Genomic DNA, 22,362 nt, shown 5'->3' with positions numbered 1-22,362 from the left:
CGGTGGGGTGAGTGTGTGGAGCGGTGGGTGTTCAGGGGCGGTGGGTGAGCAACTGGCCTGTCAGTTGCTCCAGTTCGAGGTCGTTGACCTCGTGCAGGGTGCGTACCTCGCCGGCGGGCAGGGCGGCGAAGCCGTGCACGGAACCGGCGATCGCGCCCGCGATCGCACCGATCGTGTCGCTGTCGCCGCCGAGATTCGCCGCGAGGAGCGCGGAGCGCCACGGGTCGCCGTCGGCCAGCGCGAGCACGGCGAAGGCGGCGGGCACCGACTCCTGGCTGGCGACGCTGGTGCCGATGAGCGCGTCGATCCGGTCGAGCGCCGCGGCCTCGTCGAGACCGGCGACCAGGTCGCGCGCCCAGCCGATCCGGGCCGAGATGCTGGCGCCCGCGATCCAGTGCCCGCGCCGGGCACCGGCCGCGGACAGGCTGATCGCGGCGTCGAAGGCGTCGTCGAGGCTGCCGCCCGCGACGCCGGTGGAGACCGCGGCCGCGACCGCCGCCGCGCCCGCGATGCCGACGGTGGTGTCGTGCGTGACCTGGCAGGACTCAACGACCCGGTCGAGGAACCGCTCCGTGTCGGGAGCACAGGCGAAGGCGATGCCGACCGGGGTGACCCGCATCGCGGCACCGTTCGTGGTGCCGTACTTCCCGGCCTCCTTGGGGTCGGTGCCGCCGGCCACGGAGTCGAGCGCCGCTTTTGTCGACGGGCCGAGCAGGTCGAAGGACCCCTTGGCCTTCATCTCCTTCTCCCAGGCGAGGAGTTCCTCGGCGAACCGCAGCGGGTCGACGTGCCCGCCGCCCTCGATGAGCAGCCGCGCCACGATGACTGCCTGGTCCGTGTCGTCGGTGACGGACCCGGCGGGCATTCCTGCACTGACCGGGTTGTCGGGCTGTGCGGATTCGAAGCCGCGCAGCGTGCCGTAGACGCGGACGACGTCGGCGCGCGACATGACCTGCGTCGGCATGCCGAGGGCGTCGCCGAGTGCGAGGCCGTAGAAGGCCCCGAGGGCGCGGTCGAACTGGGTGGTGCCGGTCACAGGTGGCCTCCTCGGCCGGTATGTACGTGCAGTTGGAACCGGGCGGGATCCAGCAGGCTCGTCACCTGCTCGACCACGCCCCCGTCCGCGTCGCGGAACACCTGGGCGACACGGAGGAAGGACTCGCCGGGGGAGCGGTGCAGGGCCGAGGCGTCGGCGTCCGCCAGTCCCGCGACGCCGATTTGTGCCTCGGCCGAGTCCGGGATCCGGCCCGCCGCGGTCAGCGTGCGGCTCAGCGAGTCCCCGTCCAGGCCGCGCTCGGCCAGGTCGGCGAGCGCGCCCACGGCGGGCACCCGGCTGAACTCCAGGGAGACACCATGTCCGTCGGGCAGCCGCCGCACCCGGTCAAGAGCGGTGAACTCGTCGCTGTCCAGGCCGAGTTCGGCAGCCAGGGCCGCGTCCTTGATCCGCTCGAACCGCAGGACGTGGGTGCTGAGTTCGGTGCCCTGAACGGCGAGGGCCCGGGTCCAGCCGAGCCGCTGGTCGAGCGGGGTGCCGTCGAAGGTGACGATCGAACCGATTCCGGCGTGCGTCTCGATGAGCCCTTGCTCACCCAGGACCCCGAGGGCCTGCCGCACGGTCGTCCGGCTGACCCCGAATCGCTCCCGCAGAGCGTGCTCACCGGGCAGCTTGACGCCGTCGGCGTGCACACCCGCACGGATCTCGTCGGCGAGGGCTTGGGCGACGCGATGATGCTTATGAACCTGTCCAGGCATGTCTAGAAGGTAGACGTGAAGACCCGACCTGTCCAGACCTGCCCGGCGTGGATTCGATCGCCCGCTCCGGGCGCGTGCGAGGCCCCTCGCCCCCCGCGGGTGCCGAAAAGGTCATCCGAGCTGGTCAGGCTTGATGGTGACATGCGTGGAGCATTCCGCTGAGGCGGTCGCGTCCGCGTATGTTCAGTGGGGTCTAGTGAGGATCCCCGGGCCTTCAGGCCCGGGAGGAATCACTTCTCAAAATGGGGGTGGCCTGCGCGTACGCATGGGTCTGTTTTGTTGTCAGTGCTCCCGCATAGGGTTTCGGTATGAAGGTCGTGGTGCAGGTGAAGCTGTTGCCGGAGGCCGACCAGGCCGCCGCGCTGCGCTCCACGCTGCGTACGGTCAACGATCTGGCGTGCTGGGTGTCCCAGGTGGCGTTCGCTCGCGGCGTGCCGCGTGAGTATGAGCTGCGTAAGCACACGTATCCGCACCTCAAGGCCGAAGGGCTCGGGGCGCAGGCCGCGCAGCATGTGATCAAGAAGGTGCGTGACGCGTACACCACGCTGCACGCCAGCCTGCGCGCCGGACATCTCGGCAGGCCGAAGTCGAGGCGCCGGGTCAAGGCGGAGTCCAAGCCGATCGCGTTCCGTCCCGAGGCCGCGCAGCCGTATGACGACCGGTGTCTGAGCTGGCAGTACGGCCAGCAGACGGTGTCCATCTGGACGATGGCGGGGCGGATCAAGAACGTCTCGTTCGTGTGCGCCGCCGACGCGCTCAAAGTGCTCCAGCAGTACCGCAAGGGCGAGTCCGACCTGATCGAGCGCGACGGCGTGTTCTACCTGATCGCCACCTGTGACGTGCCCGAGGCTGAGGCGTACGAGCCGGACGGTTTCATCGGCGTGGACCTCGGCATCGTCAACATCGCCACCACGTCCACCGGCTACCAGGCTGCCGGGCGCGGACTGGGCCGCTACCGCAAACGTCAGCTGGCCCTGCGGCGGAAGTTGCAGAAGAAGCGCACCAAGTCCGCCAAACGCCGGCTCAAGGAGCGCTCCCGCCGCGAGCAGCGGCACGTCAAGAACACCAACCACATCATCGCGAAGACGATCGTGACCGAGGCTGAACGCACCGCACACGGCATAGCCCTGGAAGAACTCAAGGGCATCCGGCAGAGGGTACGGCTCCGCAAGCCCCAACGGGTCGCGCTCCACTCCTGGGCGTTCTCCCAGCTCGGAGACTTCATCGTCTACAAGGCCAAGCGGGCGGGCGTGCCCCTGGTCTTCGTTGATCCCGCGTACACGTCGCAGACGTGCTCGCAGTGCCGGCACGTCGACAAGCGCAACCGTGTGGACCAGGGGCTTTTCATCTGCCGGGGGTGCGGGGTCGTTGCCCACGCCGACCGGAACGCTTCCCACAACATCGCCCAACGCGGCGAGAACGTGTGGAATGCGGGGCGTGAGTCACGCGTCCCTGCCACCCCATAACGGGGTGTCTGGACGGAGGGGTCCAACCCAGCAGCCAGCCGGGAACTACCTCCAAGCCCGGTCCATTTAGGGCCGGGTCAAGTTGACGTGGGCGATCTGGCCCCCTCTCGCATCCTCACCGAGGTGGACACGGGCAGCTTCGCCAGAAAGCAGTAACCGGCCGAGCCCCGATTGGCTTCGCGCACGTCAAACAGCAGCCGTGTGGCCGCCTGTGTTCGTAGGCAGGGCGGTCGTGCGGGCGATGGGAATCAGTGGGCCTTGTCGGCCGGCCGATGGGGTGAGGCTGGTGCGGTCGAACGGGCCACCATGCGCGGCGGGGCTGGGGCGGCGGTCGACGCGGGCGGGACTCAGACGATCGGCAGGCTCCAACTCGGCCCGGAAGGCGCACCGAGCCCAGCGGCACTGAGCCACCTTGCATGACTGAACCGGTGTCCTGACGGCCGCCCGGCGGATCCGTACAGGCATCAGGACATGTCGCCCCGGCACACCGTCCCCGGGGCCGGGGTGCGGCCCGTGCGGAGGTAGTGGTCGACCGTCTCCGTGACGCAGCGGTTCTGCGGGTATGTGCCGTGGCCCTCCTCCTCGGCCGTCAGGAGGACGCCGACGCCGTCGCCCAGGGCGCGGGCCATGTGGCGGGCGCCGGGGTAGGGGGTGGTCGGGTCGCCGGTGCCGCCGACCACCAGGACGGGGGCCGCGCCGTCGGCGTTCACCTGGAGCGTGGTGTGCTCGCCGTCGAACGGCCAGTCGTAGCAGCGGTAGACGCCGATGGACCAGGCCGCGCCGAAGACGGGTGAGGCGGCTTTGATGCGAGCCTCGTCCCGGTCGAGGCGTTCGATGCCGGGGCGCAGGCTGGAGTCCGCGCAAGTGATCGCGGTCAGGGCAACGCGGCTGTTGTCGCGCGAGGTCGCCGCGCGGTCGGCGGAGCCGTTGTCGTCCGCGCCCTTGCTCAGCGGACGGCCGTCGTTGTGGTCGATCAGAGCCGTGAGGGCCTTGGCGAGCGGCGCCCAGCCGTCCGTGCCGCGGTCGAGACGGTCGCTGACGGCATACGCGAGGTCGTCGGCGTCGAGGGTCCTTCTGCCGCCGGCCGGGGCGGGCTTCTTCTCCAGGCGGTCGGCCAGGCGTGCCATGCGCCGCGCGGCCTCCTCGGGTCCGTCGCCGGTCGGGCAGTGGCGGATATGGGCCGCGCAGTGCGCGGCGAACCGGTCGAACGCCGCCTGGACCGCCTTGACCTGCGAGACCTGCTTCTCGTCGAAGTCCTCGGTCGGATCGACGGACGCTTCGAGGACGAGCCGTCCGACGTGCGACGGGTACAGGTGGGCGTAGACCGCGCCGAGCGCCGTTCCGTACGAGACGCCGAAGTAGTGCAGTCGCTCGTCGCCGAGGAGGTAGCGCATCAGGTCGAGGTCGCGCGCGGTGTGCGAGGTGCCGATGTACGGGAGGAGCGCCCCGGAGTGCTCGGCGCAGGCGTCGGCCCCGTCGAACCCGGTGTCGTCCGCGGTCTTCCCACATCGCACGGGGATGGTCGCGCCGACGCCGCGCGGGTCGAAGGAGACCAGGTCGTAGCGGTCGAGGAGCGGCTCGTACTGGTTCAGGAATTCGGGCAGTCCGCTCACGCCGGACACACCGGGGCCGCCGAAGTTGAGGACGAGCGAGCCGATGCGCCGGGCGTTCGGGCCGGTGGCCTTGCGGCGGATCAGGGCGACGTCGATCGTCCTGCCGTCCGGTTTCAGGTAGTCGAGGGGGGCTTTCATGGTGGCGCAGTCGTAGCCCGTGCGCGCTGTGGGCGGCGACGTGCACTCGGACCAGTGGAGGTGCTGGCCGGTGGTGAGCGCGGTGGGCAGACCGGCGGGCGGGTTGCTCGCGGTGAACTCCGTACGCGGCTCCGCATTCCGGCCGGGAGCGTCGTGTTGGAGCCAGGCGCTGACGACTCCGATCGCGGCGAGGACGACCACGGCGATGATGCGCGCGCCGACCGAGAGGCCCGGTCTGCGGCTTCCTGTCGGATGTGCGTCACTCATCGAAATCCCCGCGCTCCCGCCCCTGGACGCCCGCCCCGTGCCCGCATGCCCGTACCCGTGATCGTCCGACCGTCGAATGAGTGCAGGCTACAAGCCACCTCCGACAGCACGGCTCGCGAGAGTGCCCAGAAACTTGGAAGGCTCCGTGCTCACGCGACTCCTCCTGCGGTCCGGCCCGGCGTGTGCGGGACGCCGGGCTGCTGAGTGTGCGGCAGCGAGGCCGTCACCGGGGCGGGTTGTGGCGTGCGGAGCGCCTGGGCTCCCGGCCGTACGCCGTCGCCGTGCCGGCCGCATCGAGGTCGCACCCGCGGCCGTTCCACACCGGCCGGAGGGTCCGCCGACTTCTGGAGCAGGAGTCCGGCGTCGACGTCGACAGGGTGGAGCAGTCCCGCCGGACCTTCGGAGCAGCCGCCCGGCTGGCCGCCTGGCGCCAGGACGGCATGCGGGAGCGCGTCGCCGCCTGCAGCCCCGGCCACCTTCGACAGGGTCGCGGTCTGCGAGGACATCGAGCACGGGCAACGGGTGGAGAGTTTCGCCGTAGAGGCCGAGATCGGCGGGGCCTGGCGGCAGATCGCCACCGGTACCACCATCGGCCATCAGCGGAGTCTGCCGCTGGAGGCGCCCGTCACCGCGAGCCGCGTCCGCATCAAGGTGGTCGCCTCACGTGCGGAGCCTCGCCCTGGGCGGACCACGCTCCACCCAGCAACCGACTCATCCACGAACTCGCGAGTCGGGTGTCGATCGCGGACCCGTGCCCTTCCAACTGGACCTTCGCTAACGTGTGTTGTCCAACAATACGGGGAGGGCGCATGGGGCCGACCGGCACGTCCGACGCCAGCCGGGACGCGGTCATGGTGCTGCCCGGCATCATGGGCAGCGAGTTGGTGGACGCCGAGTCGGGGCGTGTGCTGTGGGGGCTCGGCGACGCACGGTGGTACGCACGCGCGTGGACCACAGGGGCGTCCCTGGCCGGACTGCGTGTCACCGACGAGGAGCGGCAGGGGCGGACGGGGCGGATCGTGGCGACACGACTGCTGCGATTTCCCGCCTTCGCCCCTGTGCTGCGTGGCTTCGAGCCCTATACGGCGTTGATCGCCGGGATCCGGCGGGTGACGGCGCACGCGGATGCCGTGGCGGAGTTCCCCTACGACTGGAGGCTGCCCATCGAACTCAACGCGAAGCGCCTCGCATTGGCGGCCGAACAGCACCTGAACGCCTGGCGCGCGCATCCTGGCGGGAGTCGGCAGGCGCGGCTCGTGTTGGTCGCACACTCCATGGGAGGGCTCGTCGCGCGGTACTTCACGCATGTGCTCGGCGGGGGAGCGGAGGTGCGCACCGTGATCACGCTCGGTACGCCGTACCACGGGGCGGTGAAGGCGGTGCAGATCCTCAGCACCGGGCGCGGGGCGCCGCTGCCGTTGCCGCGCCGCAGGCTGCGTGACCTGGCGACGACGCTGCCGGGCCTGTACGACCTGCTGCCCAGCTACCGTTGCGTGGACGAGGGTGCGTCCGCGCGCCGGCTGGTCGCGGGCGACATCGTCGGCATCGGCGCGGACGGCGCCCTCGCCACATCCGCCCTCGCCGTGCGCGAACGTCTCCTCGCCGCGGCGTCCGGCCCGCACACCCGCCCTCTCGTCGGCGTCGAGCAGCGCACGGCGCAGTCCCTGACCTTCCGCGACGGCATCGCCGAGCTGCACGACTACGTGTGTGAGGACGGCGACGACGGCGCGCTGCGTCGTGTCGACCGGCGTGGAGACGGAACCGTCTACCGGGACGCGGCCTGGATCGGCGACGCCGAACCGGTGCACCTGCCGCAGACCCACGGGGCGATGTCACAGACCAGCGAGACGCTCGCCCACGTACGAGCCATTCTGACGGAGCGTCGACTCGGCCCGCCGCTCGGCGCCACCGCCATCGCCCTCGATGTGCCCGACGTGGTCGCGGCCGGGCGGCCCTTCGACGTCGGCGTGGAGCTGCAGACCGACCCGGTATCCGTATCCGTGCAGGTGACGAGCGCTCATACACATCACGTCCTCGCCCGGCCCCGGCTCGTGTCGCGCGAGGGCACACTGGCGGCGCAGGTGACCTTGCCCGACCCGGGCCTGCACCGGATCGAGGCCAAGGCCGGCGGCTTCTCGCCCGTCACCCAACTCGTCCTGGCCGCCCGACCGGAGGACCTGGCAGAGGGATGACCGAGAGTACGACGGTGTACGACGTGATGTCCTCGAACGGTACCGGCCAAGGGCCGGCCCGCTTCCCGGTCGTCTGCCTGCCGATCGGGCGCTACCGCCACCACGCACCCCTCGAGGCCGACGAGGCCGCGGCCCAAGTCGCCGCATTGTTCGCCGAGTTGGGCGGTCGGGCCGAACCCTGGTCGGTGCCGGGCAGTGCGCGCAACCGGTCCGCCGTAGAGGAACGCCTGGAGCGGTGGGCCGGGCCGCCCGCCGCGCGGAGTTCGGTCCTGTACTGGGCCGGGCACGGCGAAGCGGCGCCCGACGGGGCCTGGCTCGCCGTCCACGAGACACCCGGTTCGATGCGCACGCGCGGGCTGCTGCCCGAGACCCTCGCCGCGTTCATCGACGCAGAGTGGTCGCGCCGCATCGCCGATCCGCACGCCTGGACGGTCGTGGTCATCGAGGCGTGTGGCGCCGAGCGGTTCGCCGACCTGGTCGCCGTACGGCTGCTCAGCGGGGACAAGCCGCGGCGCCTCGCGATCGTCGGGGTCGGGGGCTACGGGGCGGGCCACCTGGGAGAGTTCGCCGACGCGCTCGCCGGGGCGCTCGCCTCGTACACCGACAACGACGAGTCGATCCGGCTCGCCGATCTGATGCTGCGCCTGCACGACCGCATGCAGGTCGGCAGCATCCACGCCGATGCCTTCGACCTCCACCTGGCACCACCGCTGCCGCGCCCGCACCTGCTGGCCTCCGGTGTCACCACACCTCTGGACGTGTACGCCGAACTCCAGGACTTCCTAGCCGAGTTGACCCCCGACGAGCGCGGCCACTTCATCCCCAAGGCGCAGGGTGCCGAACAGGGCGAGCTGGCCTGGTACTTCGTCGGCCGTGACCGGGAGCGTGCCGACATCGCTCGCTGGCTGCGTACGGAGTCGTCCGGCCTGCTCGTCGTCACGGGCCGGGCCGGGGCCGGAAAGTCCGCGCTGCTCGGCAACGTACTCGTGTACAACCATCCCGACCTGCGTGAACTGCTCATCAGAAGTGGGTACTTGCGTGAACTCGAAAGCGACGAGCGGCCGCCGGACAGGGTCTTCGATGCCGTCATTCATCTGACCGGGGCATCGATGGGTGGGCTTGTGGCCCGGGTCGCCGAGCTCGCCGGCCTTGGGGAGCGGGCCGAGGTGGGATCCACGGCCCAGGACATCGAGTGGCTCGTGGACGGCCTTGGCCGGCGCGCCGAGCCGTTCACGCTGCTCGTCGACGCGCTCGACGAGGCCCAAGAGCCGCTCGACATCGCCGGATCGCTGCTTCGCCGACTGGCCGCGCTGCCCGGCGTGCGGGTCGTGGTCGGCACCCGTGCCTCGACGCAGGAAGGCCCCGACCAGCCGGAGACCGAGGATCGTGACCTCCTTGAGGCGTTGGGCACGGCACGCCTTGTCGCCGTGCTGCGCGACCCGGAGGCACTCGGGGAGTACGTGCGACTGCGGCTTACCCACGCCCTGGTCGCCGCCGACCCGGTCTCCGTCGACGCCGCAGCCCGCCATATCCAGGCGTACGACCGGCACTTCCTGTACGCCCGGCTCGCCGTACACGAGATCGTCGCCGACCCGCATCTGATGACGCCGGAAGGCAACGAAGCGCTCATCGAGCTGCTCCGGCGGGACCACCGTGCCCTGTTCGGCGCGGCGGTCGAGCGTCTCGCCCGGCGCTCCGCGACCGCGGAACCGCTGCTTGAGGCGCTTGCTCTGGCCCGCGGCCGTGGCCTGCCCCGCGCCGACCGCATCTGGGCGATCGCGGCCGGGGCACTCTCCGATGGCGTTCCGGTGACCGACCTCGACATCGACGACCTCCTCGAGGCGGCCGCCCCGTACGTCATGCTCGACTCCGAACACGGGCAGAGCGTGTACCGCCTCGCCCACCGCACCTTTCAGGAACACTTCCTCAACCCGCCGCAAGGGCAGGCGAGATGACACGGTCGTCGGCTGATCGCCACCGCAGGATCGCCCAGAGCCTCATCGCCGCAACCTCGGCGGATTCCCCCAACCCGTACGTCACGCACCACCTCGCCGGGCACGTCGCCGAGGCCGGCGCCTGGCAGGACCTCGCTGACGCACCGGACGTGCTCGACCGCCTCGAGCCCCGGGCCGTCGCGGCGGAGGCGTTGCGGCTCGGATACGGGCGCGGCGGCCTCCCGGACCCCATCACCGCCACGCTCGTGGCCCGTGACCTGCTGGCATCGGTGGCCCCCGAGGACCGGGCGACCGTGCGCGCCCTCACCAGCGCACGCTTCGTCGGGGTTCCGGCCGCGGCGGAGGCACCTCGCGGCGATGCCACGTGGTCCGTGCGCTGGACCAGGCTGCGCCGCGATCTCCTCCCGGCGATCGTCACCGACTGCGCCAGCCCGGTGGAGGCGCTGCGCGCCTTCACGCTGCGGGACGGGCGGCAGCTTCTCGCCGTCGGGACGCAGGACGGAAGGGTGCGGCTATGGGACTCGGAGTCGGTCCTCGATGCCGCCATGTCTCCCGTCGAGGAACTGTCGTACGACCGCCCGGTCCACACCCTCGAGACCGTCGCGACGCCGGACGGGTCGATCCTGCTGGCCTCCGGGGTCGGCCGGACCGTCCACCTGTGGGACCCGGTGACACAGTCGGCGGTCGGTACGTCTGTACTGGACACCGACGCCGGCTCCGGGGAACGCTCATTCAGAGAGCCCGCCTGGAGGGCGGTGAGCCTGCCCGACGGCCGTCCGCTGATCGCGGTCTGCGACACCAACAACGTGCGGTTGTGGGATCCGTTCACCGGTGACCCCGTGGGCCCGCAACTCATCGGGCCCGAGTCGCTCACGGTGAAGCAGGCGATCAGTGACGGTTCGGACAGCCTGGACGGGGTCCTGGCGCCGGTGACCCTGCCGGACGGGCGGGTGCTTCTCGTCGTCGGAGGCACGTCCCGGGTCCTGGACTCGATCGACGGCTCCACCGACTTCGAGTTCGGGCGTCTATGGGCATGGGACGTCGCCACGGGTGAGCTGGTGTGGAGCCTCCGCACCGGGTACAGCGGTACCCTCACGGCCCTCACCACGGTGTCTCTACGTGACGGACGGGAGGCCCTGGCCACCGCTGGCGGCGGCGGGGTGGTGCGGCTCTTCGACCCCGAGGGCCCCAACCAGGTGGGGGAGTGGTTGCACGGCAACGGTGCCGACGTGGTCGGGGCCTCCACCGTGCGCCTGAGGCACGGGCGCGCCGCCCTGGTCACCGTCGGCGGCGACCGCACGGTGCGGGCCTGGGACCCCGCGACCGGCACGCTCCTCGGCGCGCCGATGTCTGCCCAGAACAGCGGCGTACGCGCACTCACCAGCCTGCACCTCGCCGACGGCCGGTCCTTCGTGGCGGGCGGCGGCGAGGACGGCACCGTACAGCTTTGGGACCCCGAATCGGCGGGACACATCGACGACCCGCTGGCCGGCCCCGTCGACCACCTGGTCTCGCTGCCCGCCCGACCGGGCGCCATCCTGCAGAGCAGACCGCTGCTCGCCTCCGTGAGCAGGGACGAGACCCTCCAACTCTGGGAGGCCTCCAGCGGACTGCCCATGGCGCAGCCACTTCCGGACGCCCCCGGCCGGCCTGTCGCCGTACCGATGGCCAAGGGACCGACCCTGCTCGCACTGGGAGACGGCAACGGCCCGATCCGGTTGTGGGACCCGGAGACCCACCGGATCGTACGCAGCATGACGAGCCTGAACCCGTTCCGTCGCATGCATCTGATCGACTTCGCCACGGCCGTGGCTGCGGTGCCGTGGCGCCGCGGAGGCACGGCGGTGGCCGTCACGGACGGATCGGTCGTCACGCTGTGGGACCCGGCGTCGGGGCGGGGCATCAACAACCGCCGCTTCCCCATGGGTTTCAGGCCGCTGAATGCCGCGACGATGACTCTCCCCGACGGCCGGACCGTGCTGGTCACGAGCTCGAAGGACGGCATCAGGCTCTGGGACACCAGGACCGGCGCGCGCCTCGCGGAGTGGACCCGCGAACTCGTCTACCCCTCCACTGTCACCCCGGTGACCTGGCCCGACGCCAACCCGCTGCTGGCGGTGACCGACAAGACGAGCACGCGCCTGGTGGATCTGTTCTCGGAGGACGCCCCGCAGGACCGGGTGCGGGCGGCACTGGCCGTGGGTTCCGAGCCCGAGATGGCACGCTCCGACCGCCCGATGATCTTCGGGAGGCATCCGCACGCGATCGCGGGATGCCTCACGCGTGCAGGCCGCCGGATGGTGGCCACCGGCGGCGACGAGGGAGTGCTGCGCCTGTGGGAGCCGGAGACGGGTGAGTTGGTGCACGCGCTGCCTGTCGGGGCCCCGATCAACGCGCTGTTGGCCGTGGATGGCCTGCTCGTGATCGGGTCAGGGGACGGGCTGATCGCCCTGGAGAGCTGAGCGGCTTCAGGGGTGCTCGCGGTCAGCAGTACACACTTGAGGGCTGACTGGAGTCCGACGCCTCGGTCAGGTCCGGCTCGTGACCACATCGGCCCTCGCCTCGTCCCCGTCATGGGGCGAGGCCGCCAGCTCGAGATCGCCGGCTGCCAGCGGTCCGCCGCACCTGTGCCGGATCGAGTGGTCGGCGGCGACCGGCGCCGTGCATCAAGTTCCGTGCGACGCCCCGAAGTTCGCTTGTTCGGGTGATCGCTGTATGTTCGGGGGACGTCTGGCCGCAGGGTTGGAAAGGTGGAGGGCGTCCCCGGTCGGGACGTGGGAGTACCATCGGCGCACCAGAAGGCGGACGACGTGGCGAAACGCAAGCTCAGTGCAGAGAAGCAGGCAGACCGCGCGCTGTGTCCCGTGCAGGTCTCGCACCTGCTGGGGCTGAAGGTCCACGAGGTCGCTCGGGCTATGCGAGCCCACGGGGTCACACAGCCGCTGCAAACGGCGCAGGCCAGGCAGTGGCGACGGAATCCGGGCAGCGCACCGGACTGGCTGACCGCCCTGCTCACCGACGTGACCGTGCGCGCGGCGCAGCTGCAGGCCCGGCGGGAACGCGGCGCCCTGGAGGACGAGCACCGTCAGCTCCTTCTGCGGCACACCGTCGAGCGGCGACTGCTGGCCGGAGAGCCTATCCCTCCCGGGTACGACGCCGAAATGATCGTGCAGGACATCGCGTTCACCGCGTCGAAGGAGCTTGTGCGCGGCTGCGGGCCGGTGTGCGGCGGTCCAGTCGTCGATGTGCTGCTTCCTGTGGAGGAGGCGGCGCTGTCCTGGGCCGGTGTCGATCCGGACGATCACGGTACGTGGGTGGTCCACTGCGGCGACTGCCCGGACGTGGCCGATGAGCCCTCACCCTGGGACTGAGGCCTGCCCTTGAGCGGCCGAAGCAGGGGGTGCCCCTATGGGTTCGGTCAAGGAAATCCGGGTGCGTTTGTGTTCGGGCTGAGGTCAGCATTGCCTGGTGCCTGAGCTGCTGTGGGATGACGTGAAGGGCTTCTTCGACCTTGAGTGGGAGGGGTGTCTTCCGGATGTGTGGGTCACGGGTACTAGGGTCCAGGATTGGCAAGCGGTCCTCGATCTGGTCGGTGCGAGTGGCTGGCGGAGTGAGTACTCCGAAGGTGGCGTGGTCATTCCGCTGCCGCGTGCTGGGGAGGCGCTGTCGCGGCCTGCTGATGCCGAGTGCGCGGACCTGCGGGTCTGGCTGACACCGGATGTGTTGGCGATCTTTCGGTTGGAGTCGGCTGACGAGATTGGTTTCGACGTGGACCTGAGGGAGTTGCAGGGACAGGACCGGCTGGATGTGCTGTGCGGATTTCTCCGTGCGATCGGGCGCCGCCTGAGCAAGCCGGTGGTGATGACGCCCGAAGGTGACTGGGACCAGAGCCATCCGGTGCTGGGATTCGACGTCGACTCCGACCAGGTGGTGCTGCTGGCAGAGCCGCAGATCAGCTGACCGTGGCCGCCGGACGTGATTCGTAGAAGGTGCCGTCGCGGAGCATGGCGAAGAGGACGTCGGCGGCGTCGGGCGAGGCAGAGGACGACCTGGGTGTGGTGCTTGCCCCGGGCGATCTCCCTGTCGTAGTAGGCCCGGGAGGCCGGGTCGGCCAGGGCGGCGAACACGGTGAGGAAGAAGGCCCGTTTGATGTGCTCGTTTCCTCATCGGGAGGGCTGTTCGCCGCGGATCGACGACCCTGAGCTGCGGGTTGCCGGGGCGAGTCCTGCATAGGCGGCGAGGTGGCCGGCGGTGGGGAAGATGCTACCGTCTCCGACCTCGATCAGAATCCTGGCCCCGGTCGTGACACCGACGCCCGGCATCGACATCAGGACCTTCGAAAGAGGGTGAGCTTCTAGGAGTTCCTCGATCCGCCCGGCCAGGAATTTGCGCTGGTCAAGGACTGCGGTCAGGGATCTGGCCAGGCTCGGGACGATCAGTGCGGCCGCCTCGGTGCCCGGAACGGTGACGGTCTGCTCGTCCAGGGCGGTGAATATGTCCCCGACCAGCCGCTCGGACATCCTTGGGGCCTTCGGCCGTAACAGCGCGACCGGGCGCCACCGTCCGGCCTTGCGGATCTGGGCCGGTGAACCGAACCGCCGCTCGGGCAAGGCGTGTGGGGTGCCATAACTCGTACGTGCTTCGACCTGGGACTTCGAGGCCCGGGCCCGATCATGGCACGCTCGAGCACCGTGGCGCTCCGCACGGTATACAAAGGATGAGCCTCGCCGGTGGCCGACCGTCAGGTTCTGCCCGACAGGTCGTCATCGGCAGCCGCAGACCGAACTGGATCTGTGCGGCGATGAGCCCCCTGACCTCACAAGTTGGCCCCTCTCCACGGGAGTTGTCGGATGCGGTGAGGACCATGGCGGAGGAAATCTGCGTTCGGGCGCCGCAGAAGCCGCCCGGATCGAGCGCCGGATCCGCGGACAGGACAGGGGGAGGCCTCTGGGAATGCCGACTCCCTTCCTTCGCCCCATGGCTGATAGTCCGCGAACCCGAACCGTCGTGCTCGGTGTCAGCGGAAGACGCCGCTATAGGCGTTGAGGGCGGGCTGGCCGCCCAGGTGGGCGTAGAGGACGTTGGAGTCCTTGGGGATGTCACCGCCGCGGACGAGGTCGATGAGGCCGGCCATGGACTTGCCCTCGTAGACCGGGTCGATGATCACGCCCTCCAGCTCTCCGGTGAGCCGGATGGCGTCCAGGGTGGAGTCGACGGGGATGCCGTACAGGTCTCCCGCCCAGCCCTCCAGGACGGTGATCTCGTCGTCGCGCAACTCCCTTCCCAAGCCGATGAGTTCTGCGGTGTTCCGGGCGATCTTCTCCACCTGGGCCCGGGTCTCGCCGATCTTCGCGGAGGCGTCGATGCCGATGACGCGGCGCGGCCGGTCCTGGCCGGCGAACCCGGCGATCATGCCGGCGTGGGTGGAGCCGGTGACGCTGCAGACCACGATGGTGTCGAAGAAGACGCCGAGCTCGCGTTCCTGCTGCTCCACCTCGTAGGCCCAGTTGGCGAAGCCGAGGCCGCCGAGCGGGTGGTCGGAGGCGCCGGCCGGGATGGCGTAGGGGGTGGAGCCGGATGCCCGTACGTCGTCCAGGGCCTGCTGCCAGCTGTCCTTCAAGCCGATACCGAAGCCAGCCTGGACGAGGCGGACATCGGCGCCCATGATCCGGGACAGGAGGATGTTGCCGACCTTGTCGTTGACCGCGTCGGGCCAGTCCACCCAGCTCTCCTGGACCAGTACGGCCTTGAGGCCCAACTTGGCCGCCACCGCCGCGACTTGCCGCGTGTGATTGGACTGCACCCCGCCGATGCTCACCAGGGTGTCGGCGCGCTGGGCGAGCGCGTCGGGGATCAGGTACTCCAGCTTGCGGGTCTTGTTGCCGCCATAGGCGAGTCCGGAGTTGCAGTCCTCCCGCTTGGCCCAGACGCGGGCTCCGCCGAGGTGCGCGCTGAGCCGGTCCAGGGGGTGCACCGGGCTGTGGCCGAACAGGAGGGGGTGGCGCTCGAAGTCCTTCAGGGGCATGGGTAACTCCTCGCGAGAGAGGGGCTGTTCGGGAGGGAGCGTCCGGTCAAGGGCTTTCGGGGGGCGAGATGTCGAGCAGGGGGCGCAACGTCTGCCAGTTGGCGCGCGTCGCGGCCACGGCGCCTTCGGCGTCGCCGGCCTCGCACAGGGAGATGATCCGCTCGTGCTGGGCCACTGAGCCGCGTCCGCTCAGTGAGGAGAAGTGGACGCGTTCGAGCCGTCGCAGCAGTGGGGTGAACTGCTCGAGGACGGTACGCACCGCGTCGTTGGCGCAGGCGGTGACGGTGATGTTGTGGAAGTCGTCGTCGGCGGCGAGCGCTGCCGCGGCGTCATTGCCGCGCAGGGCGTGAGCGAAGCGTGCGTTGGCGTCCCGCATCGCGTCGAGTTCGGTTGCGGACAGGTGGGGGACCGCTTCGCGTACGGCGAGTTCGTGCATGGCGGTGGTGACCGACTGGGCGTTGCGCACGGCCCGTACGTCCAGCGGACTGACGAGGGTGTGGCGGCCGGGCTTCGTCTGCACCAGGCCCATCTGTTCGAGGCGGGTGAGGGCCTCGCGGACCGGAGTGCGGCTGACGCCCAACCACTCCACCAGGGCAGCGTCGTTGAGACGCTCGCCCGGAGCGAGGGTGCCGTCGACGATGGCGTCCCGGATCGCTTGGTAGGCCGTCTCCCGAAGGAGGGACCTGGAGACGAGTCCTCGGCTCTGCGGAACTGGCATGCAATATATTGCACTTCGCATGATGTGACCTGTCAAGGGTTGGTGATCACGTGGGGTGGTGCCTGCAACGAAGTGGCGGAACAGGAGAGTTGGCGGCCGTCTGGCTCAGCCCTGCACGGATCGGCGGCGTCCTTGGCGGTGCAGTACGGCAAGGCTGCCGAGGCTAGCCGCGGCCGCGATCGCCACCCAGTAGCCGGGCGCGGCCGCTTGGCCGGTCGTGTCGAGCAGCCAGGTGATGATCATCGGTGTGAACCCGCCGAAGACGGTGACCCCGATGTTGTAGCCGAGGGCCATGCCGGTCGCTCGCGTCTCGCTGGGGAAGATCGCACCCATCAGGGCGCCCATCGGCCCGTAGTAGCAGCCCTTCATGAGCGCCATCACCATGACGACGCCGATCAGCAGAGCGAGCGACGGCGCGGCCACCAGGAGCTCGAACATCGGGTAGACGAGCAGCAGGACGCTGCCCGCCGCCGGCACCATGATGGCGATCTGGCCCACCTTGTCGGAGAAATGGCCCGCCACACTCGTCACCGCGAGCAGGACCAGGCCGCCCGCCAGGGTCGCGATGAAGCCCGTGGAGTCGGGCAGCCCGAGGGTCTTGGTCGCGTACGTCGGCAGGTACGTGAAGAGGTAGTTGAGGCAGGTCGTGACGGCGAGCAGTCCGATGGCGAGAAGCACGCCGGTCTTCTGTCCGCGCAGCACGGTACGGATCGGCGTGCGGTGCTGCTGCGCGGCGGCGCGTGGCTCGGGGGACCGTACGGCGGATTTGAAGTGCTCTCCTCCCTTCGCGAGCTTGGGAAGGAGATTCCCGTCTACCTTGCGGTGGCGGGCTTGACGCGTTTGTCACGCCTGACGACTGCCCTCCCGGCAGCCGGGATGAGCGCGTGGCCCGTCCGGTACAGGTGCAAGATGTTTTGGGCCGCGTTGTGGTCGGCGTTGCCCGACCATCCGCAGTCCGGGTTCTTGCAGACGAACGTGGCCTGGTCCTCCCGGCTGCCGGGCGTGATGAAGCCGCAGGCGGAACAACGCCGGGAGGTGTTGGGGGCGGGCACCTTGTGCAGGGTGCCGCCGTACCGGCCGGCCTTGTAGGTCAGCATCGTGACCGTCCTGCCCCACGCCTCCTGGCTGATGGCACGGTTGAGTCCGGCCTTCTGGGCAACGCTGCTCCCCGGCTCGGCGATGGTGCCCCGAGCGGACTTGACCATGTTCGTGATGGTGAGTGCCTCGACCACCATGACGCCGTACCTCTGGGCGAGGGCGGTGGTCGTCTTGTGCTGCCAGTCCTGGTGCCGCCGCGTGGCTTTGGCGCGCAGCCCCCGGATCTGGTCGTAGGTGTGGTGCAGGCGGCGGCTGGTGCGCTCGCCCGGCTTGCAGTGAGCCTTGCGCTGGGCGGCCAGGCGCTCGAGGCGCAGGAGTTTGCTCTTTTCCTGCGTGTTCAGCCACTTGTCACGGTCGGCGCTGCCATCGGGGAGGCGAGGCGCACGCCCGTGGTCCTGGTGATTGCCGTCCGACAGGGCCAGGGGCAGGTTCACCCCGGCGTCGATCCCGACCTCCGTGAACTGGTGGGGCTCAGGCTTGGCCTCAAGTAACTGGACTCGGAAGGCGATATGCCAGCCGAGCGCATCCTTGACCAGCCGAGCCCCGGTGATCCGGTTGTTGTTGTCGGCATGTTTTCCCACGGGGAGGTCTTTGGTCCAGCGGAAGCGGACACGGCCGACCTTGGGAATGTTGGCCATGCCCCAGCGGCGGTGGACCCGTTTGATCTGGAGGTCACGGCCCTGCGGGATGTCCACGCTCATCACCGACCGGAGGCGGCCCTTGAAGTTCGGCGCGTCCACGCGGCCGTCCCAGCAGTTCTTCCAGGCCTGGAAGTACGTCTTGAGGACCGCTTGCGCGGCCTGCGCAGGAAGGACGGCGAGGAAATCGATCTCCTTGCGGGCCTGGCGTATCGCGGCGTCCGCGTTCGCCAAAGTCCGCTTGTCCTTCGGCATCATCTGCCACCACGCGTGCAAGCAGTTCCACATCGTGCGCGCGGCATGCGCCTGCTCGTCCATGAGGAGATGCTCGGCAGCCGACAGTGCCAGCCGGGCACGGTGCCCGAACTGCCGCTTCTCCCAACCGAGTTCACTCATGACGATCACGATCCTACAGTTTGTCCATGTCACCGTGGTGGAATCCGCATGCGGGAGGTGAGCACGGACTTCGAGACCGAATTCAAGCAGTTCAACGACGAGGAGGACCACGTACACCTGCTCGCGCACTACCCGCCCAAGACATAGCTCTCCAAGCCGGTCAACTCCCCCAAAGACGCGTCTCCTTGCGCCGTATGCGCCAGGAGTGCGACGCGCACATCCGCCGCTACCTGCGGGGCGGCCCTCTGCTCCGGCTCCTACTTCGCCGGAAGCTGCGACGGCAGGCCCCTGACCGTCGCACGCCATGACATCGAGAACCAACAGCGCCCCATAGGCTGAGGTGAACAGTGCCGACCCGTACTCACCTGCGAGTCAAAGCAGTCCTGACATGGCCTTCACCCCCGGCGTAAACGCCGGAGCACTGACCAAGATCCAAAGGTAGCCCCCACGGGTGCGATGAGCAGGCTGCAGGCGAACGGGATCCTGAAGCCCCAGGAGCCCAGCTGCTAGGGGCTGAGGGCAGAGGTGAGCACGGTGTCGGCGAGTGCGGCGAGCAGCGTGCTCGCGGCCTGGCTGGTGAACTGCCAGCTGGCCGCGAAGCCCTTTCGGTGCGGCATGAGTTCGACCATAAGCGCCGTCGCGCTGCCGAACTCGCCACTCGCGGCGAAGCCCTGGACGAGCCGGGCCACGAGGATGCCGATCGGCGCGGCCACGCCGATCGCCGTGTACGAGGGTATGACGCAGATGAGCAGCGTGCCCAGCGCCATCAGGCCGATGGACCAGGTCAGTGCTGCCGTTCGGCCCGCACGGTCGGCCTACGAACCCAGCACGAGGTGCGCACCCTCCACACGACCCGGTGCGAAGCGACCGGTGCCGGGGTACGGCCCACGGCTGCGCAGCGCGCTATGGAACCCCGTACTCGGGGTGCAGTGCGCAGATGCTCCGGCTCGCTGCGCAACGGAGTCCCGGGGGTGCGCAGCAGGGTCCGTTCGCCCCGACTCCGACTGCGCACCGCCGATTGAGGAGCGTTGCGCACTGGGTACTACGCACAACGCGTGCCGGCCGACTGTGAGAGGCCCGAACGCCCCTTGAGGCACACAGTGATACGCGTACCGGGCGGCCAGACTGGTACGGCGAAAGTGGGTGCCAGTACCTGAGCGACCTGTTGCGTTCTGCTGACATTGGGTAGGCCTGAGTAGTCTGTGACCTGCGGGTTCTGTAGACCGGTGCGCGTTTCAGTACGCGTTTGCCCGCTCCCGCAAAACGCGTACCGGTCGCCAGGTGGCGGCGGGCGCGGTAAGTCGCCGTGGCGCCCCTGAAACTGGGTGACGGGGAATCGGTCGAGGCTGCCGGTACGCGTTGGGAAACCAAACGCGTACCGGTGTGGGGAGTGCGCAGTCACCGCGAAGAGCACCCACGGTGCTGCGTATCCTCCGCTGTGCACCCTGACTGCGCACCCTGGGGGACCGCTGTACAGGAATTGTGACCCGCCGCTGCGCAGTGGATGATCGGGTCGTCCTGCGCAACCACCTACGAGCCGTTGCGCAGGCAGCGACAGGCGAGTGCGCAACCGGCATGTAGCGGCGCCCGGCCTCGCTGGCGGTGCAGCGAGACGCGTACCGGAGTACGTACCGACTGGCTGTGACGGAGTGGCCGATCAGGCTGTGGTGGACAACGGCCCGCATGGTGTCGGCAGTCTGGAGGGCGATGAGCACCGAGGTCGGTCTGTCGGGCACCGGCACCGACGCGGAGTCGGGACATGGCTCGGTGCAGGCCGACTTGGTCGTCGCCGCGGATGAAGCGTCCTCAACCGGGCCGCGGTCGTGATGAACCTGGTGGACAGCCTCAAGCTGCCGTTTACGGCCATCGGCACCACCTTGACGTGCCTGTACGAGCGCGGACCGTGGGGTCAGACCTGGTGGAACACAGCCTGCGGCGGCAGTCCCCAGTCCCTGGACCTTCCCGCATCGCTCACCATCATGTGACGGCCTGCAAGCCACAAGACCAGCCCCACTGCCCAGGATTAGCTGGGCAAGTGGGGCGGAAGTCGACGGCGTTCGGGCGACCACCCAGACACCGGTGAAGGTCCTGATCGAGACGTTCGCAACGGAACGGTAGTGCCTGTGCGAGGGAGGCCGACGCCTGTGACGACCCGCCCGGGAGACGCGGCCGCCTGCACTGGCATCGCCGACAAACTCACCCTCAAAACCACCGGCAAAGTCACCCTCAAAGGGGGTATCAAAGCCCCTAGTGCACCCTCCACTACGTGAAAGCGAGAAACGGCAGGTCAGGACCGCTGGTACGTGCGTACCGGTCGTGCCGACAACCCCTCTCACGCGCACTTCGGCCTGGCAACAGTTGGGGAAGGAGGAAGAAGGAGAGAAAGAGCAGACGGCAGGACGAGGCCGGCGCGTGCGTGCTCGGGGTCGGAGCCGCGTCGCGTCGTGTTGCGCGTCGGCCGGGGGCCTCCGCGCTCGCGGCCCGATGAGACGGGGCCGCGGCGGGAAGAGGGGACGGAGGCGGGGTGCGGGCCCCCGGAGCCACCACGCCTCGGTAGTACGCTGCCTATCCGGCTGCGGCAACAGCGTCCGCACCGACACCTGCGCCAACTGCGCTAACGCGGCGACGAACTCGCCGTTGTCGCCCCGGACCCACTCGGCGGTCGCCTGCGAGCGAACGCCTATCGACTGCGAGTCAGGGCCGACGCGCACGCTGCCACAGTCCAGAGGGTTACTGCCGTCGTCAGATGCTCGATGCAGTGCGCTATCTCATCGGCAACGGCATCAAGTCGGTCGATGCCGGTCGGCTTTCCCGTCTGGAGCGCGGTCTATGGTTCTTCCGTCAGTGGCGCGATCAAGGGCTGGTCGCAGCGTTCCACCACCGGCTCCGCGGCCGGGGGCGGCAGGCCTCGGTGCGGCCGGTGGGTCCGACGGCGGCGATCGTCGAGTCGCAGTCTGTGAGGGTGGCCGAGAGCGTCGGCGCCTCAACTCGCGGCTGGGGCAGCGGCAAGAAGGTGGGCAGCCGTAAGCGGCACATCGCCGTTGACTGCCTCGGGATGCCACCAGTGGTGCTGGTGACCAGCGCGAGCGTCGAGGACCGTGACGCCAGCTTGCCGCTGCTGAAACAACTCAGCCGACCCCACCGCAAGATCACACTCGTGTGGGCCGACGGAGGCTATGCCGGCCGGCTCGTCGATCTCGCCCGCGAACACCACGCCATGGCCCTCACCGTTGTCAAACGCTCTAACGACAGCATCGGCTTCACCGTCTTACCCCGAGGGTGGTGCGTCGAGCGCACTCTGGCCCGGCTGATGCACCGTCGGTGCCTGATCCGCGACGATGAACGTTCGCCTGTGGACAGCGAGGCGGTGGTGATGTGGTTGATGCAATGCTCATAGAGGCGACATCTGGCCCGGCACCGGCCGCCCTCACTCGGCTGAGGCACACACCGCCGCGAACATCCTGGACGCCGACTGCACCACTCAGCCCCGTCTCACCAGGCGTTTTAACTTCGGCCTCAGTCCCTCGATCTTCGCGGGGACCAGCTCGAGTTTTGGCACTTGGGCCAACTCCATGGCCGCAGGCCGCCTTAAGGCACCTGGAAACAAAGACCGACATGATCCGTTGGTAGTCCGGCGCGAGCACACCCGCGGCGAGGCTCTCCCGGCGATGCGGCACCACCGAACCCCCGCTGATGATTCCTTTGCCCCCAGGACTGACGCCACCGGCCACCCCGAACGGGAAAGGAGACGGACAAGGCAGCTCTTCCTAACTCAGTCGAAAGCCGCTCCCACCAGCAGAAACTTGGCGATCAAGGTCGGAACGACAACAGGTGCTGAGAGAGACGTCCTCCGAGGGCATCATCCTGAGTCAGGCCGGGCTGAACACGTGACCTGGGTAACACGGCGGGGGCCGAGCCTGTGAAGCACCCCATAGGGGCCAGATCACATACTAGGGGCGATAGTAGGAAATAGGGCAACCCTGAGGCCATATAAGCTTCCTTATTTGGTCATTTCGGACATTCCTCCGTAGTGGGGTAGTACGTCACATCCTTGCGTCGCCTGTCGGCCGTCGCTAACTATGGCTGTCGTCCCGGAGAGCGGGT

At 69.4% G+C, this 22,362-nt stretch carries 16 protein-coding genes and 2 pseudogenes; 8 read left to right on the top strand and 10 right to left on the bottom strand.

Features of this window, described 5'->3' with window-relative positions:
* Positions 1 to 31: 31 nt before the first annotated feature.
* Together ACFC96_RS45530 and ACFC96_RS45525 are read right to left on the bottom strand one after the other, a co-directional pair.
* Positions 32 to 1,036 (bottom strand): ADP-ribosylglycohydrolase family protein, encoded by a 1,005-nt coding sequence (locus ACFC96_RS45530; RefSeq protein WP_376618611.1) that lies wholly within the window; start codon positions 1,034 to 1,036, stop codon positions 32 to 34.
* Positions 1,033 to 1,752, bottom strand: coding sequence for a GntR family transcriptional regulator (locus ACFC96_RS45525; RefSeq protein WP_376618610.1), 720 nt, complete (start codon positions 1,750 to 1,752; stop codon positions 1,033 to 1,035). The genes ACFC96_RS45530 and ACFC96_RS45525 overlap by 4 nt, the downstream gene beginning before the upstream one ends.
* 308 nt (positions 1,753 to 2,060) lie before the next feature.
* Here ACFC96_RS45525 and ACFC96_RS45520 point away from each other — a divergent pair, with 308 nt between their 5' ends.
* On the top strand, positions 2,061 to 3,218 hold the full coding sequence (locus ACFC96_RS45520; RefSeq protein ID WP_376618608.1) for an RNA-guided endonuclease InsQ/TnpB family protein: 1,158 nt from the start codon (positions 2,061 to 2,063) through the stop codon (positions 3,216 to 3,218).
* 464 nt (positions 3,219 to 3,682) lie between these two features.
* Here the strand turns inward: ACFC96_RS45520 and ACFC96_RS45515 are convergent, their stop codons facing one another.
* Together ACFC96_RS45515 and ACFC96_RS45510 are read right to left on the bottom strand one after the other, a co-directional pair.
* Positions 3,683 to 5,236: an alpha/beta hydrolase gene (locus ACFC96_RS45515; protein WP_376618606.1), complete on the bottom strand. Its 1,554-nt coding sequence runs from the start codon at positions 5,234 to 5,236 to the stop codon at positions 3,683 to 3,685.
* Between the two features lie 149 nt (positions 5,237 to 5,385).
* The gene (locus tag ACFC96_RS45510) at positions 5,386 to 5,742 is read right to left on the bottom strand and encodes a hypothetical protein (protein ID WP_376618604.1); all 357 of its coding nucleotides are present in this window, start codon (positions 5,740 to 5,742) and stop codon (positions 5,386 to 5,388) included.
* A 303-nt stretch (positions 5,743 to 6,045) separates the two neighbouring features.
* Between ACFC96_RS45510 and ACFC96_RS45505 the strand changes: the two genes are divergently transcribed.
* From ACFC96_RS45505 to ACFC96_RS45485, 5 genes are all read left to right on the top strand, one after another.
* On the top strand, positions 6,046 to 7,428 hold the full coding sequence (locus ACFC96_RS45505) for an esterase/lipase family protein (protein WP_376618602.1): 1,383 nt from the start codon (positions 6,046 to 6,048) through the stop codon (positions 7,426 to 7,428).
* Positions 7,425 to 9,383, top strand: a complete 1,959-nt coding sequence (locus tag ACFC96_RS45500) for an ATP-binding protein (protein WP_376618601.1) — start codon at positions 7,425 to 7,427, stop codon at positions 9,381 to 9,383. Before ACFC96_RS45505 ends, ACFC96_RS45500 begins: the two co-directional genes overlap by 4 nt.
* Complete coding sequence (locus tag ACFC96_RS45495) at positions 9,380 to 11,845, top strand: WD40 repeat domain-containing protein (protein WP_376618599.1); 2,466 nt, start codon at positions 9,380 to 9,382, stop codon at positions 11,843 to 11,845. The genes ACFC96_RS45500 and ACFC96_RS45495 overlap by 4 nt, the downstream gene beginning before the upstream one ends.
* Positions 11,846 to 12,193: 348 nt before the next feature.
* A complete protein-coding gene (locus tag ACFC96_RS45490) occupies positions 12,194 to 12,754 on the top strand; it encodes a hypothetical protein (RefSeq protein WP_376618597.1) in 561 nt (186 codons plus the stop codon).
* 97 nt (positions 12,755 to 12,851) lie between these two features.
* Positions 12,852 to 13,343: a hypothetical protein gene (locus ACFC96_RS45485; protein ID WP_376618596.1), complete on the top strand. Its 492-nt coding sequence runs from the start codon at positions 12,852 to 12,854 to the stop codon at positions 13,341 to 13,343.
* Here the strand turns inward: ACFC96_RS45485 and ACFC96_RS45480 are convergent.
* The 5 genes and pseudogenes from ACFC96_RS45480 to ACFC96_RS45460 all read right to left on the bottom strand — a co-directional run.
* Positions 13,336 to 13,981: pseudogene (locus ACFC96_RS45480) on the bottom strand (transposase); the annotation flags it as partial. The gene ACFC96_RS45485 and the pseudogene ACFC96_RS45480 overlap by 8 nt on opposite strands.
* A 419-nt stretch (positions 13,982 to 14,400) precedes the next feature.
* Entirely contained in the window at positions 14,401 to 15,408 is a 1,008-nt protein-coding gene (locus ACFC96_RS45475; RefSeq protein WP_376618594.1) for a 1-aminocyclopropane-1-carboxylate deaminase, read from the bottom strand.
* A gap of 46 nt (positions 15,409 to 15,454) precedes the next feature.
* The gene (locus tag ACFC96_RS45470) at positions 15,455 to 16,126 is read right to left on the bottom strand and encodes a GntR family transcriptional regulator (protein ID WP_376618592.1); all 672 of its coding nucleotides are present in this window, start codon (positions 16,124 to 16,126) and stop codon (positions 15,455 to 15,457) included.
* Positions 16,127 to 16,231: 105 nt separating this feature from the next.
* A pseudogene (locus tag ACFC96_RS45465) lies at positions 16,232 to 16,858 on the bottom strand (MFS transporter); the annotation flags it as partial.
* Positions 16,859 to 16,938: 80 nt separating this feature from the next.
* Positions 16,939 to 18,258, bottom strand: coding sequence for an RNA-guided endonuclease InsQ/TnpB family protein (locus tag ACFC96_RS45460; protein ID WP_376618591.1), 1,320 nt, complete (start codon positions 18,256 to 18,258; stop codon positions 16,939 to 16,941).
* 48 nt (positions 18,259 to 18,306) lie between these two features.
* Here ACFC96_RS45460 and ACFC96_RS45455 point away from each other — a divergent pair, with 48 nt between their 5' ends.
* Entirely contained in the window at positions 18,307 to 18,405 is a 99-nt protein-coding gene (locus ACFC96_RS45455; RefSeq protein ID WP_376618589.1) for a transposase, read from the top strand.
* 359 nt (positions 18,406 to 18,764) lie between these two features.
* On the opposite strand, the gene ACFC96_RS45450 is transcribed toward ACFC96_RS45455, so the two are convergent.
* Positions 18,765 to 19,025 carry a hypothetical protein gene (locus ACFC96_RS45450; RefSeq protein WP_376225382.1) on the bottom strand — a complete coding sequence of 87 codons (261 nt, stop codon included), beginning with the start codon at positions 19,023 to 19,025 and terminating at the stop codon, positions 18,765 to 18,767.
* A 1,979-nt stretch (positions 19,026 to 21,004) separates the two neighbouring features.
* Between ACFC96_RS45450 and ACFC96_RS45445 the strand changes: the two genes are divergently transcribed.
* On the top strand, positions 21,005 to 21,655 hold the full coding sequence (locus tag ACFC96_RS45445; protein WP_376618587.1) for a transposase: 651 nt from the start codon (positions 21,005 to 21,007) through the stop codon (positions 21,653 to 21,655).
* Positions 21,656 to 22,362: the final 707 nt, after the last annotated feature.

The sequence above is a fragment of the Streptomyces sp. NPDC055955 genome (assembly GCF_042270245.1).
Lineage (GTDB): Bacteria > Actinomycetota > Actinomycetes > Streptomycetales > Streptomycetaceae > Streptomyces.
Note: the sequence above shows the minus strand (reverse complement) of the source record. Positions and strands in the feature narration are given on the sequence as shown.

Bases quoted from the DNA above. Each gene is read 5' to 3' on its own strand.
- ACFC96_RS45525 (WP_376618610.1), bottom strand. From the start codon at position 1,752: ATGCCTGGACAGGTTCATAAGCATCATCGCGTCGCCCAAGCCCTCGCC.
- ACFC96_RS45520 (WP_376618608.1), top strand. From the start codon at position 2,061: ATGAAGGTCGTGGTGCAGGTGAAGCTGTTGCCGGAGGCCGACCAGGCC.
- ACFC96_RS45515 (WP_376618606.1), bottom strand. From the start codon at position 5,236: ATGAGTGACGCACATCCGACAGGAAGCCGCAGACCGGGCCTCTCGGTC.
- ACFC96_RS45510 (WP_376618604.1), bottom strand. From the start codon at position 5,742: ATGTCCTCGCAGACCGCGACCCTGTCGAAGGTGGCCGGGGCTGCAGGC.
- ACFC96_RS45505 (WP_376618602.1), top strand. From the start codon at position 6,046: ATGGGGCCGACCGGCACGTCCGACGCCAGCCGGGACGCGGTCATGGTG.
- ACFC96_RS45500 (WP_376618601.1), top strand. From the start codon at position 7,425: ATGACCGAGAGTACGACGGTGTACGACGTGATGTCCTCGAACGGTACC.
- ACFC96_RS45495 (WP_376618599.1), top strand. From the start codon at position 9,380: ATGACACGGTCGTCGGCTGATCGCCACCGCAGGATCGCCCAGAGCCTC.
- ACFC96_RS45475 (WP_376618594.1), bottom strand. From the start codon at position 15,408: ATGCCCCTGAAGGACTTCGAGCGCCACCCCCTCCTGTTCGGCCACAGC.
- ACFC96_RS45470 (WP_376618592.1), bottom strand. From the start codon at position 16,126: ATGCCAGTTCCGCAGAGCCGAGGACTCGTCTCCAGGTCCCTCCTTCGG.
- ACFC96_RS45460 (WP_376618591.1), bottom strand. From the start codon at position 18,258: ATGAGTGAACTCGGTTGGGAGAAGCGGCAGTTCGGGCACCGTGCCCGG.
- ACFC96_RS45455 (WP_376618589.1), top strand. From the start codon at position 18,307: ATGCGGGAGGTGAGCACGGACTTCGAGACCGAATTCAAGCAGTTCAAC.
- ACFC96_RS45450 (WP_376225382.1), bottom strand. From the start codon at position 19,025: ATGGCGCTGGGCACGCTGCTCATCTGCGTCATACCCTCGTACACGGCG.
- ACFC96_RS45445 (WP_376618587.1), top strand. From the start codon at position 21,005: ATGCTCGATGCAGTGCGCTATCTCATCGGCAACGGCATCAAGTCGGTC.